18 protein-coding genes are annotated in these 21,492 nt (G+C 55.0%); 12 read left to right on the forward strand and 6 right to left on the reverse strand.

Going from position 1 to position 21,492, the window contains the following annotated elements; translation table 11 throughout:
• Window positions 1-3 precede the first annotated feature (3 nt).
• The gene (uxuA, locus tag IEX74_RS10080; protein ID WP_229755190.1) at window positions 4-1,242 is read right to left on the reverse strand and encodes a mannonate dehydratase; all 1,239 of its coding nucleotides are present in this window, start codon (window positions 1,240-1,242) and stop codon (window positions 4-6) included.
• Window positions 1,243-1,731: 489 nt separating this feature from the next.
• Here uxuA and IEX74_RS10085 point away from each other — a divergent pair, with 489 nt between their 5' ends.
• The 4 genes from IEX74_RS10085 (at window position 1,732) to IEX74_RS10100 (ending at window position 7,686) form a co-directional block, all read left to right on the forward strand.
• Window positions 1,732-2,748 carry a LacI family DNA-binding transcriptional regulator gene (locus IEX74_RS10085; protein ID WP_229755191.1) on the forward strand — a complete coding sequence of 339 codons (1,017 nt, stop codon included), beginning with the start codon at window positions 1,732-1,734 and terminating at the stop codon, window positions 2,746-2,748.
• 150 nt (window positions 2,749-2,898) lie between these two features.
• Entirely contained in the window at window positions 2,899-4,311 is a 1,413-nt protein-coding gene (locus IEX74_RS10090) for an FAD binding domain-containing protein (protein ID WP_188813668.1), read from the forward strand.
• 134 nt (window positions 4,312-4,445) lie between these two features.
• Window positions 4,446-6,752 carry a xanthine dehydrogenase molybdopterin binding subunit gene (locus IEX74_RS10095; protein WP_188813670.1) on the forward strand — a complete coding sequence of 769 codons (2,307 nt, stop codon included), beginning with the start codon at window positions 4,446-4,448 and terminating at the stop codon, window positions 6,750-6,752.
• Window positions 6,718-7,686: an XdhC family protein gene (locus IEX74_RS10100; protein WP_188813672.1), complete on the forward strand. Its 969-nt coding sequence runs from the start codon at window positions 6,718-6,720 to the stop codon at window positions 7,684-7,686. Before IEX74_RS10095 ends, IEX74_RS10100 begins: the two co-directional genes overlap by 35 nt.
• Window positions 7,687-7,778: 92 nt before the next feature.
• Here IEX74_RS10100 and pucL read toward each other — a convergent pair whose 3' ends face one another.
• A complete protein-coding gene (gene pucL / locus IEX74_RS10105; RefSeq protein WP_188813674.1) occupies window positions 7,779-8,624 on the reverse strand; it encodes a factor-independent urate hydroxylase in 846 nt (281 codons plus the stop codon).
• A 58-nt stretch (window positions 8,625-8,682) separates the two neighbouring features.
• On the opposite strand from pucL, the gene allB reads away from it, so the two are divergent.
• The 7 genes from allB to IEX74_RS10140 all read left to right on the forward strand — a co-directional run bounded on the left by allB (window position 8,683) and on the right by IEX74_RS10140 (window position 16,216).
• Window positions 8,683-10,020, forward strand: a complete 1,338-nt coding sequence (gene allB, locus IEX74_RS10110; protein WP_188813675.1) for an allantoinase AllB — start codon at window positions 8,683-8,685, stop codon at window positions 10,018-10,020.
• A 115-nt stretch (window positions 10,021-10,135) separates the two neighbouring features.
• Entirely contained in the window at window positions 10,136-11,404 is a 1,269-nt protein-coding gene (locus IEX74_RS10115; RefSeq protein WP_188813676.1) for an allantoate amidohydrolase, read from the forward strand.
• A 72-nt stretch (window positions 11,405-11,476) separates the two neighbouring features.
• Entirely contained in the window at window positions 11,477-12,223 is a 747-nt protein-coding gene (gene allE, locus IEX74_RS10120) for a (S)-ureidoglycine aminohydrolase (RefSeq protein WP_188813677.1), read from the forward strand.
• Between the two features lie 10 nt (window positions 12,224-12,233).
• Window positions 12,234-12,740: a 2-oxo-4-hydroxy-4-carboxy-5-ureidoimidazoline decarboxylase gene (uraD, locus tag IEX74_RS10125; RefSeq protein ID WP_188813678.1), complete on the forward strand. Its 507-nt coding sequence runs from the start codon at window positions 12,234-12,236 to the stop codon at window positions 12,738-12,740.
• Window positions 12,737-13,075 (forward strand): hydroxyisourate hydrolase, encoded by a 339-nt coding sequence (gene uraH / locus IEX74_RS10130; RefSeq protein WP_188813679.1) that lies wholly within the window; start codon window positions 12,737-12,739, stop codon window positions 13,073-13,075. The genes uraD and uraH overlap by 4 nt, the downstream gene beginning before the upstream one ends.
• Before the next feature lie 121 nt (window positions 13,076-13,196).
• Window positions 13,197-14,627 carry a DUF6986 family protein gene (locus IEX74_RS10135; RefSeq protein ID WP_188813680.1) on the forward strand — a complete coding sequence of 477 codons (1,431 nt, stop codon included), beginning with the start codon at window positions 13,197-13,199 and terminating at the stop codon, window positions 14,625-14,627.
• Between the two features lie 134 nt (window positions 14,628-14,761).
• Window positions 14,762-16,216 carry a glycoside hydrolase 5 family protein gene (locus IEX74_RS10140; protein WP_229755192.1) on the forward strand — a complete coding sequence of 485 codons (1,455 nt, stop codon included), beginning with the start codon at window positions 14,762-14,764 and terminating at the stop codon, window positions 16,214-16,216.
• A gap of 102 nt (window positions 16,217-16,318) precedes the next feature.
• Here the strand turns inward: IEX74_RS10140 and IEX74_RS10145 are convergent, their stop codons facing one another.
• A complete protein-coding gene (locus IEX74_RS10145; RefSeq protein ID WP_188813682.1) occupies window positions 16,319-17,335 on the reverse strand; it encodes an SDR family oxidoreductase in 1,017 nt (338 codons plus the stop codon).
• A gap of 187 nt (window positions 17,336-17,522) precedes the next feature.
• Window positions 17,523-18,077 carry an NUDIX hydrolase gene (locus tag IEX74_RS10150; protein ID WP_188813684.1) on the reverse strand — a complete coding sequence of 185 codons (555 nt, stop codon included), beginning with the start codon at window positions 18,075-18,077 and terminating at the stop codon, window positions 17,523-17,525.
• A gap of 469 nt (window positions 18,078-18,546) precedes the next feature.
• Between IEX74_RS10150 and IEX74_RS10155 the strand changes: the two genes are divergently transcribed.
• Window positions 18,547-19,212, forward strand: a complete 666-nt coding sequence (locus IEX74_RS10155) for a carboxypeptidase-like regulatory domain-containing protein (RefSeq protein ID WP_188813686.1) — start codon at window positions 18,547-18,549, stop codon at window positions 19,210-19,212.
• A 210-nt stretch (window positions 19,213-19,422) separates the two neighbouring features.
• Here IEX74_RS10155 and IEX74_RS10160 read toward each other — a convergent pair whose 3' ends face one another.
• Both IEX74_RS10160 and IEX74_RS10165 read right to left on the reverse strand, forming a co-directional pair.
• On the reverse strand, window positions 19,423-20,235 hold the full coding sequence (locus tag IEX74_RS10160) for a TIGR04290 family methyltransferase (RefSeq protein WP_188813688.1): 813 nt from the start codon (window positions 20,233-20,235) through the stop codon (window positions 19,423-19,425).
• Window positions 20,236-20,366: 131 nt separating this feature from the next.
• A complete protein-coding gene (locus IEX74_RS10165) occupies window positions 20,367-21,431 on the reverse strand; it encodes a CgeB family protein (RefSeq protein WP_188813690.1) in 1,065 nt (354 codons plus the stop codon).
• Window positions 21,432-21,492: the final 61 nt, after the last annotated feature.

A 21,492-nucleotide genomic window follows, 5' to 3' on the forward strand; every position in this document is an offset into this window, starting at 1 on the left:
GAATTAGGAATTAGGAGCAATGATGAGTTCAGCTGGCGTAGTATGAGCAGCAAGAGAACGGCGGACACCCAACTCTAAGCCGCGTAACTCAGCTAGGCCGCGCAGACGACCAATAGCAGAGTAGCCAGGATAGGTTTTCTTATTTAAATCATCGAGCATCTGATGCCCATGATCAGGGCGCATGGGAACGTTTGAGATGCTCTGTCCTGTTTGCTCACGACGCTGCTCCTCTAAGACAAGTTCCCGCACTACGGCATACATATCCACGTCGCCAGTCAGGTGGTCGGCTTCGTGGAAGTTACGCGGATTTTCCTCGCGCTTGGTAGCTCGCAGATGGATGAAGTGAATACGCTCACCCAGGCGCCGCACGATACCTGCTAGATCGTTATCTGTTCGCACGCCTAGCGAACCAGTACAGAAGGTGATGCCATTTGCGGGGGCATCATATGCCTTCATCAACTCCACCAAATCGGCTTCGGTACTTACTACGCGGGGAAGACCTAGCAACGAGTAAGGTGGGTCGTCGGGGTGTATACAAAGGTTCACTCCTACCTCCGTCGCAACTGGACCAACTTCTTCAATGAAGTAATACAGGTTCTGGCGCAACGCCTGACTATCGATGCTGGCGTATTGATCAAGCAGCGATTGGAAGCTAGCTAGCTCAAAGGCTTCTTCGGAACCAGGCAGCCCTAACAATACCGTGTTGGTTAGCTCAGCTATTTGCTCAGCACTCATCTGGTTATATTGATGACGCGCCGCAGCAATTACTTCTGACTCATAATCAGCTTCGGCACCCGGACGCCGAAGAATGAACAGATCAAATAAGGCAAAATCCTGCCACACAAACCGTAAGGCCCGCGAGCCATCTGGCATTACGTAGTTTAGATTGGTGCGTGACCAATCTAACACTGGCATAAAGTTGTAGCATACTGTGCGGATGCCACAGGCTGCCAGATTACGTAGCGACTCCTTGTAGTTAGCTATGTACGTAGCACGAGTAGGCAGGCCTTTTTTAATATCTTCATGCACTGGCAAGCTCTCTACCACCGCCCAATGCAAGGGCGAATATTCTTGGTTATCAGCCTCAATGAGTTGCTGACGCGCCTTGATATCTTCTACCGACCAAACGGCGCCTACTGGCAACTGGTGCAATGCCGTTACTACGCCGGTGCAGCCAGCCTGGCGAATGGCAAATAGTGACACTGGGTCGTGCGGCCCAAACCAGCGCATTGTGTGCAGCATACTCTACTTTATCTAAGAAAAATTATAAATCGCTTGCAAAAGCGAACAGAAGTTTTGTTGAAGGCAGGCTACCTTCTATCGCTATTGATCGTGATTTCTTATCCGAAGATAAGGGAGTAATCACATCCAAAACTAGCACAGAGCATACTGAAACTCATGTTTTCGAAACAAAAAGATCACAAACGTTTTCGGAAACGTTTGTGATAGGTAAATATCGCAATAATTTCTCAAAAAATATTCAGAAGATTATCTTCGAATAATGAAACGATGTAATGTGTGCCTTTTGCGTAGGATTTCGCCTCTGCACGTAGATAATACAATCACTATATGATTAAGTGTACGAAGTGTGGATTGGCCGATGGTGTCATGCGTGCAGGATTTATCCGTGGCCGGCAACGTTTTTTTTGTAAAACCTGTGATTACCATTTCACAGATGCTAAATCGGCGCCGGCGCCTGAACGTAAGCGGCACCAAACGACCATTGGGGACGTGGCTAAAGCGTTGGGGGTAGCTTCTTCCACCGTCTCGCGGGCTCTCAATGGGCACACCGACATTAGCCCTACTACCCGGCAAGCAATTCTGGAAGTCGCGCGCCAGCTCGACTACCAACCTAGCCTGCTCGCGCAAAGCTTAAAGCGAAGTGAAACGCACACAATCGGGGTGATTATACCAGATATTGAGCGTCCTTTCTTCGCTACGGCTGTTAGCGGCATTCAGCAGGTAGCTGCCGAAGAAGGCTATCGGGTCATGATTTGCCAGTCGAAGGAGTCGTACCAGACAGAAGTGAGCAACGTGCAGGCACTTATCGCCAGCCGCGTAGACGGCCTGTTGATTTGCCACTCACGCGAAACCGAAAACTTCGATCATGTCAAGCAGGATGCGTGCCGGGGCATTCCAATCGTGCACTTTGACCGGGTGTGCGATGAGGTGAACAGCGCGAAAGTAATCTTGGATGACTGGGATGGCGCCTTTGCTGTGACGGAACACCTAATTCAGGAAGGCTGCGTCCGGATTGCCATTTTGGCTGGCCCGGAGTCGTTGCTCATCAGCAAAAACCGGAAGGCTGGCTACTTAAGCGCATTGCGTAAATATGGATTGCCCATCCAAGAAGAGTACCAAACGCACATCAACTTCCGGACGGAATCGGCAGTGGCAGCTTTAGATACCTGGCTGGCTCTGCCAGAACCGCCAGATGCAATTTTTGCTATTAATTATACCAATGCGTTGGACGTGATTCAGTCGTTAAAGCAACGCGGCATCCGGATTCCGGAAGATATTGCGGTAGTTGGATTCGGCGACGAATTTCTGGCCTCTATGATTGAGCCAGGCCTGACAACGGTAAATTTACACCCTTACCGGATTGGCCAACAAGCGGCCCGTCTCTTTCTGGAGCAAGTACGGCAAAAGGAAGATTTTCAGCCTCGTACGTTCGTTATATCCGGTGACCTAGTCATTCGCAAGTCGTCGATGAAAGGCAAAGGCTCTCAGTTTACCTTGACCATATAGAAGGCTAGGTTTTGCTGCCGAATCAGGCAATCTATGATGGCTGGCCAAAATAGCTATCAGTAGCACCTGGTTCGGAAAATTTTCACACATTGCCTGTCATTAGTATAGAGTAAACTAGGTATCTTAGACGAAACCTGATACTTTTTCCTCTTGCTAAAGTTCATTCTCAACAACCAGGAAGTAAGCACAACGCTACCGACAGGCACCGTGCTGCTCGATTACATCCGCTACGACCAGCATCTGAAAGGAACTAAGATCGGGTGCCGGGAAGGCGACTGTGGCGCGTGCACAGTGTTGGTAGGCGAACTTACTGGCGCCCAGCTACGGTACCGCTCCTTTACCTCTTGCCTCACCCCCCTCGGCAACCTGCAAGGCAAGCACGTGGTAACGGTGGAAGGCCTTAACCAAAAAGGACTTAACCCAATTCAGCAGGCGATAGTGGACGAATCGGCGACGCAGTGCGGATTCTGCACGCCAGGTTTTGTGATGTCGCTGGCAGGCTTTTGCTTGAGCGAAAAAGAAGCTACTTGCCAAAATGCGGTTGCGGCTGTGGACGGCAATATTTGCCGCTGCACCGGCTACAAGTCCATTGAGCGGGCGGCGGCCCGCGTGGCACATTTGCTGGAAGAGCGCAATGGGGAGGAACCCACAACATTTGTGGCTCAGCGGCAGATCTTGCCTGACTACTTTGCTGGCATTAAACCTAGGTTGCGGGCCCTGGCTGCGGAAGCTAGGCTAAACGGTCGCGTGCCTGATGGCGTGCCCCAGTTTGTAGGTGGCGGCACGGACCTTTACGTGCAAAAGCATGAAACAATGCGGGAGCTGACCGCTCAGTTTCTTTTCGATCAACCTAGCTTACGAGGTATTACACGAGAAGGTAATCGGTGCGTAATTGGTGGCGCAGCTACCGTAACGGACTTAGCTGAATCGACGGTGCTGCGCGAGTTCTTCCCTGAGTTTCGTAGCTTTTTGCGCCTAGTGTCATCCACGCCCATCCGGAACATGGCTACGGTGGCAGGCAACTTCGTTAATGCCTCGCCCATTGGTGACCTGACGATTATGTTTTTGGCGCTGAATGCACAGTTGGTGCTTAGTGATGGCGAAATGGCGCGGCAAATGGCGTTGCGGGAGTTTTATCAAGGCTATAAACAGTTGGTCAAAACACCGCAGGAGAGCATCACAGCTATCTGGTTTGAGCTACCCGATGCGCACACAAAGTTCAACTTCGAGAAGGTTAGCAAGCGCACGCACCTGGATATTGCCAGTGTCAATTCAGCCTGCCACCTGACCGTTTCTGACGGCTTTATCACGGCAGCTAGCCTTTCGGCTGGTGGGGTGGGTCCCACACCGAGGTTGCTACCTAAGGCTTCAACCTATTTGGTCGGCAGGGAGATTTCGGAAGAGATAATTTTAGAATCGGTAGCGCTAGCCCAGTTGGAAATCGCACCTATCAGCGATGCGCGAGGCACTGAGACATACAAGCGACTTCTACTCAGTCAATTAATCAAGGCACATTTCCTAACACTGTTTCCGCAGCTGAATGCGACGAAATTGCTGCGGTAGGCACGTGTAGAGACACCTACTTGTGTCTCATCGTGGAACGCCAGATTCAGAGTAGCGTGGGGGCAAACAAGATCAGCAACGACTGAGACAGACTCAAGGTAGGTGTCTCTACCTCTTCGATTTCGAGTACTACTATGAAGAACATTGATTCCAGCACCCACGTCAAGGGTCAGTCACTCTATTTGGATGACATTCCGCTCGTCGCGGGCACGCTGTTCGGGGCGGCGTTTATCTCGCCCGTGGCGCACGGGCATATTGAGCAATTGTACCTAGCGGAAGCCATGCAACAGCCGGGCGTGGTGCGCATCTTCACGCACAAGGACATCACTGGCGAAAACCAGATCGGCGGCATCATTCCCGACGAGCCGCTTCTGGCTGAGCACGAGGTAGATTTCTGCGGAATGCCAATTGCTTTCGTGGTAGCTACTTCTGACCACGCGGCACGAGCTGCCGTGCGCAAGATCAAAGCAGCCATTGAGCCGTTGCCCGTTATTACCGATCCGCGCGTGGCGCATGCCCAGGGCGAACTGATTGTGCCGCCGCGCACCTTCAAGCTAGGTGCGCCCGAGCTAGCCTGGGAGCACTGTGAATACGTGGTGGAGGGCTCCGCTGATACAAATGGCCAGGAGCACCTGTACATCGAAACGCAATGTGCCTACGCTATTCCGCAGGAGAACGGCGAACTAAAGATCTACTCCTCAACGCAAAGCCCTACGGCCAGCCAGCGCACGGCGGCCCGCGTGCTCGGAGTACCTATGCACCAGGTAGAAGTCGACGTGATTCGCCTGGGTGGGGGGTTTGGTGGCAAAGAGGATCAGGCCAATGCGTGGGTGGCGTTGTGTGCTTTGGCTGCGTATCACCTAGGTAAACCCGTGAAGTACGTGCTCGACCGGCTTGAAGACATGCAGATGACCGGCAAGCGTCACCCGTATTCCTCTGACTTCAAGATTGGGCTCGACAAAGACCTCAACATCCTAGCTTACGAAGTAGACTTCTACCAGAATGCCGGGGCCGCGGCTGACTTGTCACCGGCCATCATGGAGCGGACCTTGTTTCATACGACCAGCACCTACTTCATTCCGAATGTGCGCGCTACGGCCTACAGCTGCCGCACGCACTTGCCACCGAATACTGCTTTTCGTGGCTTTGGTGGCCCCCAGGCCAAGTTTGTGATGGAGTCGGCTATTGCGAAAGTGGCGGAGGAGCTAGGTATTGACGCTTGCGTTATTCAAAAGAAAAACCTGAACAAGACCGGCGACGAGTTTCCTTTTGGGCAAAAGGCTGTGAGTGAGGCGCACGCCTGCTGGCACAAAGCGGAAAGTTTATACAATGTAGAAACGCTGCGCCAGGAAGTGCAACGCTTCAACGCCAGCAATACGCTGCTTAAGAAAGGCTTGTCGTTCATGCCGATCTGCTTTGGCATTTCGTTCACCAACACCTCCATGAACCAGGCGCGGGCCTTGGTACACGTCTACTACGACGGCAGCGTGAAGGTGAGCACCGGGGCGGTAGAGATGGGTCAGGGCGTGAATACCAAGATGTTGCAGGTGGCCGCGCAGGTATTTTCGATTAATCCGGCGAAGGTGCGCATGCAGACCACCAGCACCAACCGTATTGCCAACACCTCACCTTCCGCCGCCAGCGCCACCGCCGACCTCAACGGCAAAGCCGTGCAACTCGCCTGCCTGGCTATTGTAGAACGCCTGAAGCAAGTGGCTGCGCAGGAGCTACAAGCACCCGAAACAGCCATCGAGCTGAAGAATGAGCAAGTGCTGCTGCATGGCGAAGAAACGGCGCTGGATTGGAAAAAGCTGGTAACGGCGGCGTTCCTGAAGCGCGTAAGTCTCTCAGAGCATGCACACTACGCCACGCCGGAGGTACACTTTGATAAGAAGACTGAGAAAGGCCATCCGTTTGCCTACCACGTTTATGGCACGGCCATTACAGTTGCTACGGTCGACTGCGTGCGTGGCACTTACTCGGTGGATGCGGTGAAGGTAGTACACGACTTCGGCGCCAGTATGAACCCAACCATCGACCGCGGGCAGATTGAAGGTGGGATTGTGCAGGGTATTGGCTGGATGACGCTGGAGGAGCTGCTTTATGACCAAGCTGGTCGTCTGCGCTCCAATACGCTGTCGACCTATAAAATCCCGGACATCTACTCGGTGCCGCAGGAAATAGCCATTGATGCACTGGATACCGATACAGACAACCTAGCTATTTTGCGCTCCAAAGCAGTGGGCGAACCGCCGTTTATGTACGGCATCGGAACGTACTTCGCTCTGCGCAACGCCATTAAAGCCTTCAACCCTGCTTCTCCCCTCGCTTTTGATGCCCCGCTGACGCCCGAAAAGGTATTGCTGGGCTTATATCCGCCAACGGGCACGGGCGCTACCAACTTGCATGAAACGAGCCTTAGCCGCGTGGCAACTTCTTAGCGAAAGTCTGCGGCGAGGCGTACCGGCGATGCTGCTTTATGTGGTGCAAAGTACCGGCAGCAGTCCAGGCCGGCAGGGTTTTCGGATGATCGTGAATGCGGCCGGCGCCATGCAGGGCTCTATCGGAGGCGGCATTATGGAGCACAAGCTGGTGCAGCTCGCCCACGAGCGGCTCGCGCAACCCGCGCCGCAATCTAGCCTCCACCGCCAAATTCACAACAAAACGGCTTCCAAAGACCAGAGCGGCATGATTTGCTCCGGCGAGCAGACCATCCTGCTTTATCCGGTGCGTCCGGCTGATGAGGCTGCGGTACAGAGAATTATCAACGCTTTGGAACTGGAGCAGGCGGGCGGGCTCACGTTGTCGCCGGCAGGGCTAGCCTTTGAGCTTGATCAGGACCTAGGTCAGGATTATATCTTCTCGCAAGCGTCGGAAGAAGATTGGCTTTACCAGGAAAAGCTAGGGTATAAGAACCAACTGCACATCATTGGTGGCGGGCATTGTGCGCTGGCTCTCTCCCGCCTCATGCGCCCGCTCGACTTCCACATCCGGCTCTACGAAGACCGGCCCGAGCTCAACACCTTCTTAGCCAATAACTACGCTCACAAAAAGGCCGTGGTAGACAGCTACAGCGACCTAGCTACGCTGGTGCCCGAAGGAGAAAACCAATATGTTGTGGTTATGACTTTCGGCTACCGCACGGATGATGTGGCGCTTCGGGCGTTGCTGAACAAAAACCTAAAGTTTCTGGGCGTGCTCGGCAGCCAGAAAAAGATTGAGAAGATGCTAAGTGACTACCGAACTGAAGGCATCTCGCCGGAGCAGCTGGAGCGACTACACGCGCCGGTTGGCTTGCCGATTAAGAGTCAGACGCCGGAGGAAATAGCCATTAGCATCGCCGCGCAGCTTATTGCGGTGAAAAACGGACTGTAGCACGAAGCCTGCGCTGCGCGTATCACTGAACTATACTCTACAACCTAGGTCAAGTCGTACAACGATATGCAAAGCAGCGCTGCGCGCCACACCTAGTCTCGCACCACTGTACCGGTGATGTAGCCAAACGGCTCATCAGTGGCAATAAAAATCTCATTCTTGTTTTCCACCCCAAACTGCTCTAGGTTGAAGGGAATGTGATGCTTGTTGGGCATAATGAGGCTGACTTCCTTCACCACTGCATTATCGAGCAAAATCTGCTCGCCGATGGCATATAAGGTTTGCTGCACCGAAAGACTTTTATGGTGGGCGAAGGTGTGCAGCAACGATGTGTGGATCTTCTGGTAAGTAGCTTCAAAATCGAGGCCAGTCGTGGTGTACTCCCACATAGCCTCGCACTTGGTAGCCAGGATGCGGTCGGCGGTTTCTTTCAGCACCGTGTATTGGTCTTTGATGTAGTTCTCAAAGGCTGAGTCGGTGGTTTTCAGCAGAAGTAGATCTTGCAAACCAGATGATACCTGCACGCCGGTAGCCGTTTGCGTCACAATGGTGCGGCGCTTTTCGGTGCTGCCCCCCGTGAAAGCGTGCGTGTATGCGTTGCCATCGAAGGTCATGCGCTGCCAGGCGTGTTCAAGAATCTCGATTCTGGCTTTGCTGACTTGTGGATTGTTGGTGAGGAAATAATTAGCCAGGTACAAGCCGAACTCTTCAATGGTAGAGGTAAAATGCTCTTTGGCCAGCACGTACACCGTGTTTTTTTGAGTATCAGTGGGTAAAATCTTAGAATTGTCACCTAGGGTATGTGCGGTGTCGAAATCCCCCTCCAGCGCTACGCTCACCGACACTTGCCGGAACTCGTGGTGGTCGGCGTGCCGGATGATTTTGGACAGGTTAACCGCATTTTTGCCGTAGGCATTGATTCCCAATTTTATATTCATTTTGTTCAGCTTTCTTTTAAAGAGAAGGCTCTCAATCTAGAGAAAAAGCGCACACCACATGCCGGAGGCAGGAATAAAAAGTACGCGTGTCGTCACGCCCGCAGGAATACAAGAAGCGTTGGTACTGGTGGAAAATGGCCGCATTGTCGACGTAGTGCCCACTGGCACCGCCGTGAATTGCCCCGTGCTCGACGTGCAAGACCGGGCCCTGTTGCCTGGCCTGATTGACCCGCATGTGCACATCAACGAGCCTGGCCGCACCGAATGGGAAGGCTTCAACACGGCCACCCGCGCCGCCCTGGCCGGCGGAGTCACAACACTCGTGGATATGCCGCTGAACTCGGCTCCCGTAACGACTTCCGTGGCTAATCTTGAGCAGAAGCTAGCTGCTACGAAAGGTCAACTACACACGGACTGCGGCTTTTGGGGTGGCATCGTACCCGGCAATGCGGGCGCAGTGGAAGGCCTGATTGCCCGCGGCGTGTTAGGTTTTAAAGCCTTCCTGACCCACTCCGGCATCGACGATTTCCCCAATGCTACCGAGCAGGACTTGCGGCAAGTGATGCCGATCTTGGCGCGCCACGGCCTGCCGCTGCTGGTGCACTGCGAGCTGACCACAGACGACAATACCTGGAAGCTAGGCAACAAACGCTCCTACCAGAACTACCTAGCCTCTAGGCCTAAAGCCTGGGAGGACGAAGCGGTGGCGCTGATGATTCAGTTGTGCGAGGAGTACAACTGTCCCACGCATATCGTGCATTTGTCATCGGCCAACTCCATTGCGCCCATTGCAGCGGCAAAAGCCATAGGATTGCCACTGACCGTAGAAACGGGGCAGCACTATCTGTTTTTCAATGCTGAGGATATTCGAGACGGCCAAACGCAGTTTAAGTGCGCCCCACCCATTCGGGAGAAGGCCAACAACGACCAGCTCTGGGAAGCGCTACAAACTGGTATAATCGACTTCGTAGCCACCGACCACTCTCCCGCGCCTCCTGATCTGAAGCAACTCGAAAGCGGTGACTTCACGACGGCCTGGGGCGGCATTGCTTCGCTCCAACTCGCTTTGCCAGTCCTCTGGACTGCGGCCCAAAAGCGTGGCGCTACGCTCCCCGACCTAGCTCGGTGGCTGAGCAAAAACCCCGCGAAGCTCATTGGGCAGGCACACCGCAAAGGCAGAATCGCGAAAGGCTATGATGCTGACTTCGTTGTGCTGGATGTCGAGCAATCCTTTCAAGTTACGGCCGACATGATTCACCATAAACACAACGTGTCGCCTTATATTGGTCAGCAGCTGCGCGGCGTAGTGGAGCAAACCTTTCTGAAAGGCCAACTTGTGTACCACCGTCCGACGTTCTTGCAGCTTAACCAGGGCGAAATCATCACCCGTATTTAAAAGGCAGACGTTGGTTCCCGCAGAGGGCGCAGTGATTTCGCGGAGGGCGCTGAGTCGTTCTAGAACATCTTCCGCGCCTTCTGCGCGAACCAACGTCTGCACAATCAAGCACTAAGTGGATACCTACACCACCCGCGCCACCCGCATCATGCGGCGCATTCAGGAGCTGGCTACTATCAGCGAAGACACGCAGGGTATAACGCGCAGGTTCGGCACACCGGCGTTTCTGACGGGTCGTGCCTTGGTGCAAAGTTGGATGGAAGGCGCCAGCTTGGCCGTGCGCGTGGATAGCATCGGCAACCTGCGCGCCCGACTCGTGAGCCAGAACCCAGCGGCCAAAACTTTCGTGCTGGCTTCGCACATCGATACGGTGGTGAATGCCGGCAAATTCGATGGTCCGCTTGGCGTGCTACTCGGGTTGGATATGCTGGAGCAACTCGTGCAGCAGCAAGTGCAGCTGCCGTTCCACATCGAGCTGATTGCCTTCAGCGACGAGGAAGGCGTGCGCTATCACACCACCTACCTAGGTAGCAAAGTGGTGGCCGGCTCATTCGATCAAAGTTTACTACAAAAGCAAGACAATAAAGGCATTACGCTCACCGATGCCATCACCACAATGGGCGGCAACGTGGAGCAGCTAGCTTTCGATGCTATTCCGGCGGCCGACTGGCTCGGGTACTTTGAGGCGCACATCGAGCAAGGGCCGGTGCTATGGGAGCGGGATATTCCGGTGGCGGTAGTTACGGCCATTGCCGGGCAGCAGCGCGTGGAAGTCACCTTCCGCGGTATGGCCGGCCACGCGGGCACGGTGCCCATGAACATGCGCCAGGATGCGTTGGCCGGCGCGGCGGAGTTCGTGCTGGCCGTTGAGCAGTTTGGCCTCGCCCGCCAAGAGCACATCGTCGCGACGGTGGGCAAGCTCGACGTGCGCAACGCCGCCAGCAACGTCATTCCCGGCGACGTAACGTGCAGCCTGGACCTGCGCAGCCCCGACGCCATGCGCTTAACCAGCGCCTACGAAGCGCTACGCACGCACGCCGAAGCCATTGCGCAGCGCCGCACCCTAGGTCTAGTCTGGAACCTCGTTCAGCAAACCGCCCCCGTGGCCTGCAATGCGGAAATGAACAACCTGCTGGCTCAGGCCATTACCGAAGCCGGCTACGAAGTCGTGTCCTTGGTGAGCGGCGCCGGCCACGATGCAGTGCCCATCTCAGCGGTTGCGCCGGCCACGATGCTATTTGTGCGCTGCTTCAAGGGCATCAGCCATAATCCGCTGGAAAACGTGGAGGAGCGCGACCTGGCCGCCGCGCTGCACGTCACCGACCGTTTTCTTTCCTCACTCATTTCCTCTTACTTGTCAGTCCGAGTTGAGCGGGAAATCTGAAACAATCACCTAGGTTGGTAACCCCGATTCCGCGACTCTGCTTGGACTGATAATCTCCCACTCTCCTACCCTATGGAAATTTCCGCCCTGACCCGCTCCGTCGTCAAGCGCAACCACGCCGTTATCAGTCCCGACGGTTATATCAACAGCAACGTGCCGGGCTGGACCAACTGCACGGTCAACGTCATCATCAACGAGCAGATGGGCGCCCGTCTGTGCCAAACTATCATCAGCCTGCGTGCTGGCGGCCGATTGGAGGGCAAAACCCTGGCTTCGCAAATCTTCTTCTACGTGGTAGAGGGCCAGCTTGAAGTCAGTGTATCGGGCGAGACGAAGACTCTGACCCAGAACCAGTTCTTGTACGTGCCAATTGGCAAAGAATACCTTTTTCAGAACCCGACGGAAGGCACTCAGATTCTGACTTTCCACAAAGTATATGAGCCGCTGGAGGGCTACGCGGTACCGGGCGTTTTCTTCGGCGAGAAGGACGACTCGAAAGCGCCTATCTATATGAACGATGAGGCCTTGCGCATTCAGGAGCTGCTGCCCAATGAACCAGGTTTCGACATGGCCGTGAACATCTTCACCTACGACCTAGGTGGGCACCTGCCGATGGTTGAAACCCACATCATGGAGCACGGCCTGCTTTACCTGCAAGGCCAGGCCGTGTATATGCTTGATCAGGAGTGGTATCCGGTGAAGAAAGGCGACTCGATCTGGATGGCGCCCTACTGCCAACAGTGGGCCACGACGATGGGCAAGGAGCCTTCGGTGTACATCTACTACAAGAACGTCAACCGCTTCCCGACGGTGGTGTAACCGAAGACCTATGACTCTCGCCGAACTCAACCAACTCGACAGGCCCACCCTAGCTCTTACACTCGGCAAGTGCTGCGGCGCCACGGCCTGGATAGAAGATATGTGCCAGCTCTTTCCTGTATCTGACGAACAAGCGCTGTTCAATAAAGCCCGCGAAATCTGGTACAACTTAGCCGAAAGCGACTGGTTCGAAGCCTTCATGCATCACCCCAAAATTGGCGACATCAACTCATTGAAAGAGAAGTTTGCCAGCACCAGCACCTGGGCCGCTGGCGAGCAAGGTGCCGTGAAGCAAGCGTCGCAGGAAGTGCTAGCGGCGCTGGCCGAAGGCAACCGGGGCTACGAGGAGAAGTTCGGCTACATCTTTATTGTGTGTGCCACGGGCAAATCGGCGGCGGAAATGCTGGCGCTGCTCCAAGCTAGGCTCCCGAATTTGCCTGCGGATGAAATCAAGATTGCCATGGGCGAGCAAGCTAAAATTACCCAGATTCGCCTCGAAAAGCTGTTAGCCGCATGAGCCAACTCACGACCCACATCTTGGACACGACCCGCGGCAAACCAGCCCAAGGCATTTCCATCATTCTATACAGCCAACCCGAAGACACCTGGCAAGAGCTAGCCCGTGGCACCACGAACCAGGATGGTCGCATCACGGACCTGTTGCCCAAGGACGAGCTCCTAGCTTTTGGGACTTACAAGCTGAAGTTTCTCACCCAAGCGTATTTCGACCAGCTAGGCACGACTACCTTTTACCCCTTTGTGGAAATCGTTTTTTCGGTTCAGACGCAGGAGCATTACCATGTGCCGTTGCTCTTGAACCCCTTCGGCTATTCCACTTACCGTGGCTCCTGAACGATGTAGAGGCGTAACAATTGAAGTCTCTACGTTGAACAACTCGACCTAGAGTGACCTAGGCAAACAACATCAGCAACGAAAAGACGCAAAGTATAGCGTCTCTACATTTCTCCCTCCCATGAAGCTCAGCATACAAGATTCTGATAAAGAGCAATTACTTAATCAGTTAGGCGTTGCCAACCTCAAGTTTCAGCAAACCTACCCCGGCGACAAGCCCGACCGTCAGCCGGTGCATACGGTGTACGGCGGTGCCAACCTGTTCAAGGCGGATACGTGCGTGCGCATGGGCGACATTGCCCTAAATAATCTCAAAACGTACGCCCCCAACTTCGTAGAGCTAGCTAAAGTGCTGCAGCTGAAGAACTACGAGCACCTGCCCACGCTGGAAAAAGACATTGCTGAGCTGACTTCCCGCCTAGATACTATCAGCGAAGCGGAGCGCAAAAAAGAACATGCTTGGCTGGCTTATTCGGTCTATAACAAGATTGTGAAGAAGCTCCGGACGGAGCCCGTCGAGGATTTTCGGATTGACTTCGAAGACGGTTTCGGCAACCGCCCCGACGCGGAGGAAGACGCCACCGCTGTGCAAGCAGCCAACGAAGTTGCCGTGGGCATGCAAAACGGCACCCTGTCGCCTTTCATCGGCATTCGCATCAAGCCATTTACGGAAGATTTAAAGTACCGCGGCGTGCGTACGCTCGACATCTTCCTGACCACGCTGCTAGAGAAAACCGGCGGCAAGCTGCCCGCCAACTTCGTGGTGATGCTGCCCAAGGTGACCATCCCCGAGCAGATGACTACGATGGTGCGTTTGTTTGAGCTGCTGGAAAAAGCCAATAACCTAGCTCCCGGCACCTTACGCATGGAGACAATGGTAGAAGCCACCCAGATCATCATGGACGAGGAAGGCCGCAATCCGCTGATGCGCATCGTTCGGGCGAGCGAAGGCCGGTGCGTTGCCGCGCACTTCGGCACCTACGACTACACCGCGTCGGCAGGCATCACGGCCAAGTATCAGACTATGGCCCACCCCGTCTGCGATTTTGCCCACCACATGACCAAAGTGGCCCTCGGCGGCACCGGCATCTTCCTCTCCGATGGGGCTACTAATGTGATGCCCATCGGTCCGCACCGGGGCGAAAACCTGAGCTTTGAGCAGCAGAAGGAAAACCGCGACTCGGTGCACAACGCCTGGCGCCAGGGTTTTCACCACACCACCCACTCGCTCATCAACGGCCTCTACCAAGGCTGGGACCTGAATCCGGCGCAGCTGCCCATGCGCTACGCCGCTACCTACAACTTCTTCCTCAGCAGCTACGACGACGCCGTATTTCGCCTCAAAACCTTCGTGGAGCGCGCCGCCATTTCCACTCTCACCGGCGACATTTTCGACGACGCGGCTACGGGCCAGGGCTTGCTCAACTTCTTCCTGAAAGCCCTGAACTGCGGCGCCATCACGGAGGAAGAAATTGTAGCCACGGGCCTCAGCAAGGAGGAAATCAATACCCGCTCCTTCTTCCGCATCCTGGCAGGCCGACGGAAGCAATAGGCGTAAGCATGTAGCGCGAAGCTCCAGCTTCGCGCATCGTTGAACGACAATCGTCAGAACGTCACGGTTAATTATCGTTCAACGATGCGCAAGCTGGAGCTTCGCGCTACTTTCTCTTCAACACTCTCCTTTAAATGATGCAGCTTAGCGCCATTAAAGCTCCAGCACCTAAAGAACCACTCCCAAAAGCTAGCTTACCCTGGATTCAGGTTGCCCCCAACGCGCCCTACTTCATCACGGAAGAAGGCCAGAACTGGACGCCTATCGGGCAGAACGATGCCATCACGTGGCCGGACTTTGCGGGCTTGTTTCGCCGCAAAAACCTAGCGGCTGTAGAGGGGCACCTAGCTTGGCTGGCGCGTCATGGGGTAAACTGCCTGCGTTTCATGCTGGAGTATTGCCAGACCGAAAACCGCTACATCGAGCGGCCGGTGGGGCAGTTTCAGCCGAACATGGTGCGCCTCTGGGACGATCTGTTTGCCTTGTGCGAAAAGTACGGCATGCGCGTGCTGCTCACCCCCTACGACACGTTCTGGATGTGGATTCGCTGGCACAAACATCCTTATAATCAACTTAATGGTGGGCCCTGCGCCGACCGCATGCAGTGGCTGCTGAGTCCTGATATGCTCGCGGCCATCAAGAACCGCCTGACTTTCGCGGCGGAGCGCTGGGGTGGCAGCGGGGCGCTGTTTGCCTGGGATTTGTGGAACGAGATTCACCCGGCCCATGCTGGCAACAGCACTGCGGCCTTTTATGACTTCGTCAGCGAAATCAGCAGCCATTTGCGTGCGGTGGAGATGAGGTGCTACGGCCGCACACACCCGCAAACCGTGTCGCTGTTCGGCCCCGTGCTGCGCGACCATCCAGCCGTAGCCGACGTCATCTTCCGCCACCCACAGCTGGATTTTGCCTCGACTCACTTCTACGACGCGGCCACCATCGACAACCCCAAAGACACAGTTGGCTCAGCCCTTTGCACGGGCGTCTTGGTGCGGGAAGCCTTGGAGCACTTGCACGTACCTAGGCCGTTCTTCGATAGTGAGCATGGCCCGATTCACACTTTCAAGGACCGCCGCCGCACCCTTTCTGAGGCCTTCGACGATGAGTATTTCCGGCACATTCAGTGGTCGCACCTAGCTTCGGGCGCAGCCGGCGGCGGCATGCGCTGGCCCAACCGCCACCCGCACGTGCTGACCCACGGCATGCGGGCCGCCCAGCGCAGCCTCGCCGGCTTTGTGAACCTGATCGACTGGGCCAGGTTTCGGCGCCGCAACCTGAACCACGAAGTACAGCTTTCCTCGCCGGCCTTCGCCAAGTTTGCCTGCGGCGACGCCGAGCAAGCCGTCGTGTGGCTGCTGCGCCAGGACAGCACCACTAAGCGGCCCGGCACTATCAAAAAGAACGTCAAGCCCTTGGCAGTACATCTAACCGTTCCAGGCCTGCAAGACGGCGGCTACACTGTCTATTTATGGGATACGCTGGCGGGGCAAAACCTAGGTCAGCTACACCAGCAGGCTACCGGTGGTGCCCTCATGATCGGGTTGCCCGCTGTCGGGGCCGACCTAGCTTTGGCAATTGTCAGAGCATAAAACGTGTGGGACGCGTTGCTCAGAGATGCTTTCAACAAAAAACGGCTGTCACTCCAAATCTGGAACGACAGCCGTTTTCATTTTCGAGTGGCCGGCCAGCAGCTACTCACTCTTGTTATCCTTGTTGTTCTGCAAGGCCAGCACCGTAGTACCGAGCACCGCCGCCATGGCCACACCAGCCAAAACCGGGTGAATGGTAGCGCGGGTATACAGGCTTTTCTTCATTACGTAGCCAGGATGGTCGCCGTGCACTTTACCATCGTTGCTGGGCTGGTGCAGCGAACCGGACGGGTTGCGAGGCGGCTCGTCGCGGGCCTGGAGCTTCATAGTCACCTTTTTGTTCACGAAGTCCATGAGGCTGGGCAAATTCTTATTAAGAGTGCTCATCATCTTCCCGCCCCCACCAATGTAGATGTCGCGCTCGGGGTGGGCTGCGGCGTGCAGAATGGCCACAGCCACTTCCTCAGGTTCGTACACGGGCGGTGGCAGCTTCGGCTCCTTGTCCATGTAGTTTTTGGCGTGTTGTGGAAAGGGCGTGTTGATGGCCGATGGCTTGATGAGCGTCACCGAGATGGGCGCGTTTTCTTCTTCCAGCTCGATGCGTAGCGCATCAGTAAAGCCCTTGATGGCGTGCTTGCTGGCCGAATACATGCCTTGCAGCGGAAAGGCAATATCGGAAGCCACACTACCTAGGTTGATGAGGGCGCCGCCGTGCTGCTTCAGGTATTTTACAGCCTCCAGGGAGCCATTCACGACGCCCCAGAAATTGGTGTCGAACATCCGGTGGCTATCCTCACTGCTGATTTCCTCCAGGCGGCCCCAGATGGAAGCGGCGGCGTTATTAACCCACGTATCAAAGCCGCCAAACTGCGTCTTGGCAACTTGAGCAATACGCTCGATGTCGGCTTTATCGGCCACATCGGCTACCACGGTGGCTACCTGGCCGCCCTTGCTGCGGATTTCTTCGGCAGCCTGACTAAGCTCCTGTTCGCTGCGCGCAGCCAGCACAACCTTCGCTCCTTTTGCGGCGGCTCCTTTGGCCGTGGCCAGCCCGATACCGCTCGTGGCACCAGTTATGACAATCGTTTGCTGATCAAGTGGTTTTAATTTAGGTGGCATTGGCGTAGACGTAAGAGGTGAGCTGGTTCCGGCAGAGTTTCCGCGCCAGCATATCTAGGTCTTCAACGCTCATTACCGCGAACAGTTACTCACTAAATTATGAGCAATAAACAAGCTCAAACGTGAAGAGGGACCTAGCCGTGGAGCTTCTTGGCCCCTCTTCGACCCAAAACCCAGGATCAGGCAACTAGCCTTGTAGCTTGCGCAGCGCGAGCAGGCATAGCGCCACCGAACCTGCAACCCGAATCTGCCCGCCGAGCACCATTCCTTCTACCTCAGCCAGCGGCACGCGCAATACTTCGATGTTCTCCGTTTCATCAAGATCCTGGCCAGCCACTTGGTGGGCGTTGCGCGCCAGGAAGAAGTAGATGCGGTTGGTGTCTTTGGTGGGGTTGTCCATCACTTCCAGCAGCAACTCAATGCTCTCGGGAGCGTAGCCAGTTTCCTCCAGCAGCTCGCGTTTGGCAGCTTCAATGGGCAATTTTTCGCCTTCGTCGATAACGCCACCAGGCAACTCGATTAGAATTTCGCCGGCCGCATGCTTGTATTGGCGCACGAGCAATACATGGTTATCGTCAGTCACGGCGAAGGTCAGGGCTACATTGCGCCGCACACTAACGAAGTAATCATCAAGCACCTGCCCAGTAGGAAGTTCCACATGGTCGCGCCGCAGCGTGTACCATTTATGGTCAAAAACGATATCCGATTTAAGCGTTTTCCAACGCGCAATGTCCGTTGACATGAGAGTAAGAGCATTTGGTAGTACTACTAAGATAAGAGCGGCCAGCTATAAACGAGGCGCCAAAGAACATAGCAAGCAGCCCAGAGGTTTACTTATTATGATTTTTCTAATATAAACTATAAGTCTTCTGGAAATAAAAAATGGCAGTTGCTTATGCTTATGTCTAAATATTCATTTTGTTAAATTATTTTCTTTATACAAAAAACCGATCCATATATCTCTTCGTATATACATTCCCATTGAGAGAAAAACTTTCTATTTTTAAGAAATTAAACCATCATACGTCATGCCTTTAACTGCATTACGAGTACACTCATCTGGAATAGTCAAGAGTTTGTCGAATATAAATACAGCTTAATATTACTTTTAGTACCTTTGAATCATCATAATAACAACAGCAGCTTTCTACTTACTGCTTCTCACTAGTTTGCCTTCTCTTCTCTTCATACTCTATTTGCACTTTCCCAAAATGAAACTCAACGCTTCCCCCTTCCACGCTACTACTGGCCAACTTCTACCTGCTTACCGCGACGCATACTTGCGCGGCGACCTCTCCAGCAAGAACACGGAGCTGGTTGATGCTTACATCAAAGCCAACAGCCAGCAAGCCGATGCTACACTGCGTCGCTTCCACGAAATGAAGAACCTAGGTCACGATGTGAGACCCGTAGGTTGGGTGCAGCGCCAGTTCGACCTGATTCGTACCGAGCCGCAGCGTTTCCGTCAGCGCGCCGCTACGATGATCGTAGGTGCCGCTCTCGTAGGCAGCGCCGTGTTCGCCGGTTCCAGCCGCCCCACCGCCGAATCGTCGGCACCTATGGCAGCCGCTGAAACGGAAAGCTCGGCCAGCTTGCTGCGCGTAGCCACGGTGCGCGGCCGCATTCTCGACGAAGAAGGCAAACCACTCGTTGGCGCCACTATACTACAAAAAGGCAGCTTCTACGGCGTGAGCACCGATTCGAAGGGCGAATACCTGCTGCGCGTACCAGCTAATCAGCCTGTTACGCTGCAATACGGCTACGGGGGCTACACCGACGAGGAAGTGCAAGTAAAAGGCGGCACTACCGAAAACATGACCCTCGTGCCCCGTGCCAAAGACAAGACCGCTAAAAAGCACCGCTGGTTTATCTTCTAAGACGTAAGTCCGTCATCATCCGTCAGCGCTTGCGGCAAACCTCTTACTGGGTTGCGCCTGCCTGACGACCCAATCTCACTCCTATTTGCATTTAAAATCCGTTGCCCCGTGCTGGCTGAACCACCTGGTTCACCAATACGGGGCAACGTCTTATTAGCATCAGCGCTTTTCCGATAACAACCTAGGTAGCTGTTCGCCAGCCGCCAAATTCTAGCCTCCCATATACAGATTTTTGTTCTTTACCTTTTCCTGCACGGCGTTATGCCAATCCAGTCCTACTGCCGATAGGTATTCCGACTCGTTCCACTGCTGCGACTGGCGCAACGGTTCGTCTACCTCGCAGATGTACATCTCGTGACCGGGGCGCTGCGTCACGCGCAGGCCGCAAGTGCGCAACATTGCTTCGATGCAGGCGTGGTTGGGTGCCCACCAGTTGGTGCGGTCACCAGCCATTCGTTTTTCGATAAAGGCCATTTTAGGCCAAGCGGGCGCTTGCATACGGGCCCGATCATCTAAGTCGAAGTCTTCGGGCGCTTCCTCGCTTTCCGTGCCGGGCATGGTCAGCGTTTGGAAGACCATCATGCGGCGCGTCTTCTGCGACAGAATATCGAGTGAAAGCAACGGGTAGCGCAGGTGGTAGAGCACGCCCATGTACCAAACAAGATCGAATTGCTGGTCAAGGCGCGCCACATCGTAGACCTGCATCTGGCGCAACGTAATGCGGTCTTCCAGACCTAGCTGTCGGGCCGCCCATTCGGCTTGGCGCAGGTAGTGCGGGTCTACGTCGATGCCGAGCACGTTGGCGCCGCGCTTGGCTAGCTCCAAGGAATAATAGCCGGCATTGCAACCTACATCCAGCACGTTCCAGCCGGTAAGGTCAGCGGGGATGCTGTTTTCCAGATCCCGCCACTTAAAAGCCGGAAAATTACCTAGAGCGTGGTTGGGTGCAGTCTGCATGCCGCCGGGCAAGTGCAGGTTGTGAAACCACGGACCTAGCTGCTGTATCTCTTCTTGAATGTTCATGGTAGTGTAGTATTGTTAGAACGTCATGCTGAGCTTGCTGAAGCATCTCGCTCGTGTAAGCGGTTAAGATTACCACTGCACGCGAGATGCTTCGGCAAGCTCAGCATGACGTTTTAGATTGACTCTGACCTTTATACGGTCATTAGTTCGCGGGCATATTGGATTAGCTCTTGTGCCCGGTGCGCGGCCGTGTGCTGCGCCAGCACCTTTTGCCGAGCTCGTTTGCCCATGGCTTGCCGCTCCGTCTCACTCATTTCGCGCAGGTAGCGAAGGGTGTCGGCGGCGGAGTAGGCAACCAGGATTTCAGTATCGAACGCAAACAGCGAATCTAGCCCGTCCCAATAATCGGAGATGATGGGCGTGCCGCACGCGGCCGCTTCGAACAGACGCACGCTGGGCGAGTAGCCAGCCCGGATCATGTCGGCCCGGGTGATATTTTGGGTAAAACGCTGAGCGTTGTAGAATGCGCGGTGCTCAGCCGGGGGCAGGTGGCTGATGTACTCGGTATTGGCGGGCCACTGTACCGAGGCGGGGTACTGCGGCCCGGCTACCACGAAGCGGCCTTCCGGCCACTGCCGGGCGGCGTCGAGCATGAGCTTTTCGAGGGGCGGCTGGCGGTCGTCGGAGTAGGTGCCGAGGTAGCCTATGTCCCACTTGGTTTCTTGCGGCTCGGGGAAGTACAGCGCCGGGTCGAAGGAGCAGTAGAAGGCACGGGCCATAGGCGAGCCGTACTTCTGCTCCAGCAAGTCGAGCGTGGGGCCGCCAGTGAACGACAGGTAAAGGTCGTACTTTGGAATAAGGCTAGGGTGCAGGTACTCGAAGTCGCCGCGCTCCAGCTTGGCTAGGGTCACGGGCGTGTCGATGTCGTAGAACGCCTTGATGCCTTGCGCCGTTTGCACGACCCACTCACCCACGGGTACGCCCTCCGGCACGTAGGAGCCGACGATAACCATATCGGCTTCGCGCACTGGCTCGGTGAACCTAGCTTTCAGGTCATCGAACGAGGCGTACAGCTCCATTTGGCAGTAGTCGGGGTTGGGCAGGTCGCGGTTACTGGCGTACCACGGCACGTCGCGTTCCAAGAACAAAACGTCGTGCCCGCTACGGGTCAACTCGCGCACCAAGCCCCGAAAAGTAGTCGCGTGCCCATTGCCCCAACTAGAGGTAATCGACAAGCCTAAGATTACAATATTCATGCTTTAGAAAGAGCTTAGAATCTAGCAGTAAGGGCTTATATCTTGATAAAGACCAAGAACG

Origin of the sequence: Hymenobacter cavernae (assembly GCF_014641455.1) — a bacterium.
Classification (GTDB): Bacteria; Bacteroidota; Bacteroidia; order Cytophagales; family Hymenobacteraceae; genus Hymenobacter; species Hymenobacter cavernae.

What these genes read in the sequence shown, in the direction of transcription:
- IEX74_RS10165 (WP_188813690.1), bottom strand. Translation starts at nt 21,431, where the DNA reads ATGAATATTGTAATCTTAGGCTTGTCGATTACCTCTAGTTGGGGCAAT.
- uxuA (WP_229755190.1), bottom strand. Translation starts at nt 1,242, where the DNA reads ATGCTGCACACAATGCGCTGGTTTGGGCCGCACGACCCAGTGTCACTA.
- IEX74_RS10135 (WP_188813680.1), top strand. Translation starts at nt 13,197, where the DNA reads ATGAAGCTCAGCATACAAGATTCTGATAAAGAGCAATTACTTAATCAG.
- IEX74_RS10140 (WP_229755192.1), top strand. Translation starts at nt 14,762, where the DNA reads ATGATGCAGCTTAGCGCCATTAAAGCTCCAGCACCTAAAGAACCACTC.
- IEX74_RS10160 (WP_188813688.1), bottom strand. Translation starts at nt 20,235, where the DNA reads ATGAACATTCAAGAAGAGATACAGCAGCTAGGTCCGTGGTTTCACAAC.
- IEX74_RS10155 (WP_188813686.1), top strand. Translation starts at nt 18,547, where the DNA reads ATGAAACTCAACGCTTCCCCCTTCCACGCTACTACTGGCCAACTTCTA.
- allB (WP_188813675.1), top strand. Translation starts at nt 8,683, where the DNA reads ATGCCGGAGGCAGGAATAAAAAGTACGCGTGTCGTCACGCCCGCAGGA.
- IEX74_RS10100 (WP_188813672.1), top strand. Translation starts at nt 6,718, where the DNA reads ATGAAACGAGCCTTAGCCGCGTGGCAACTTCTTAGCGAAAGTCTGCGG.
- IEX74_RS10095 (WP_188813670.1), top strand. Translation starts at nt 4,446, where the DNA reads ATGAAGAACATTGATTCCAGCACCCACGTCAAGGGTCAGTCACTCTAT.
- IEX74_RS10150 (WP_188813684.1), bottom strand. Translation starts at nt 18,077, where the DNA reads ATGTCAACGGACATTGCGCGTTGGAAAACGCTTAAATCGGATATCGTT.
- pucL (WP_188813674.1), bottom strand. Translation starts at nt 8,624, where the DNA reads ATGAATATAAAATTGGGAATCAATGCCTACGGCAAAAATGCGGTTAAC.
- uraH (WP_188813679.1), top strand. Translation starts at nt 12,737, where the DNA reads ATGAGCCAACTCACGACCCACATCTTGGACACGACCCGCGGCAAACCA.
- allE (WP_188813677.1), top strand. Translation starts at nt 11,477, where the DNA reads ATGGAAATTTCCGCCCTGACCCGCTCCGTCGTCAAGCGCAACCACGCC.
- IEX74_RS10145 (WP_188813682.1), bottom strand. Translation starts at nt 17,335, where the DNA reads ATGCCACCTAAATTAAAACCACTTGATCAGCAAACGATTGTCATAACT.
- uraD (WP_188813678.1), top strand. Translation starts at nt 12,234, where the DNA reads ATGACTCTCGCCGAACTCAACCAACTCGACAGGCCCACCCTAGCTCTT.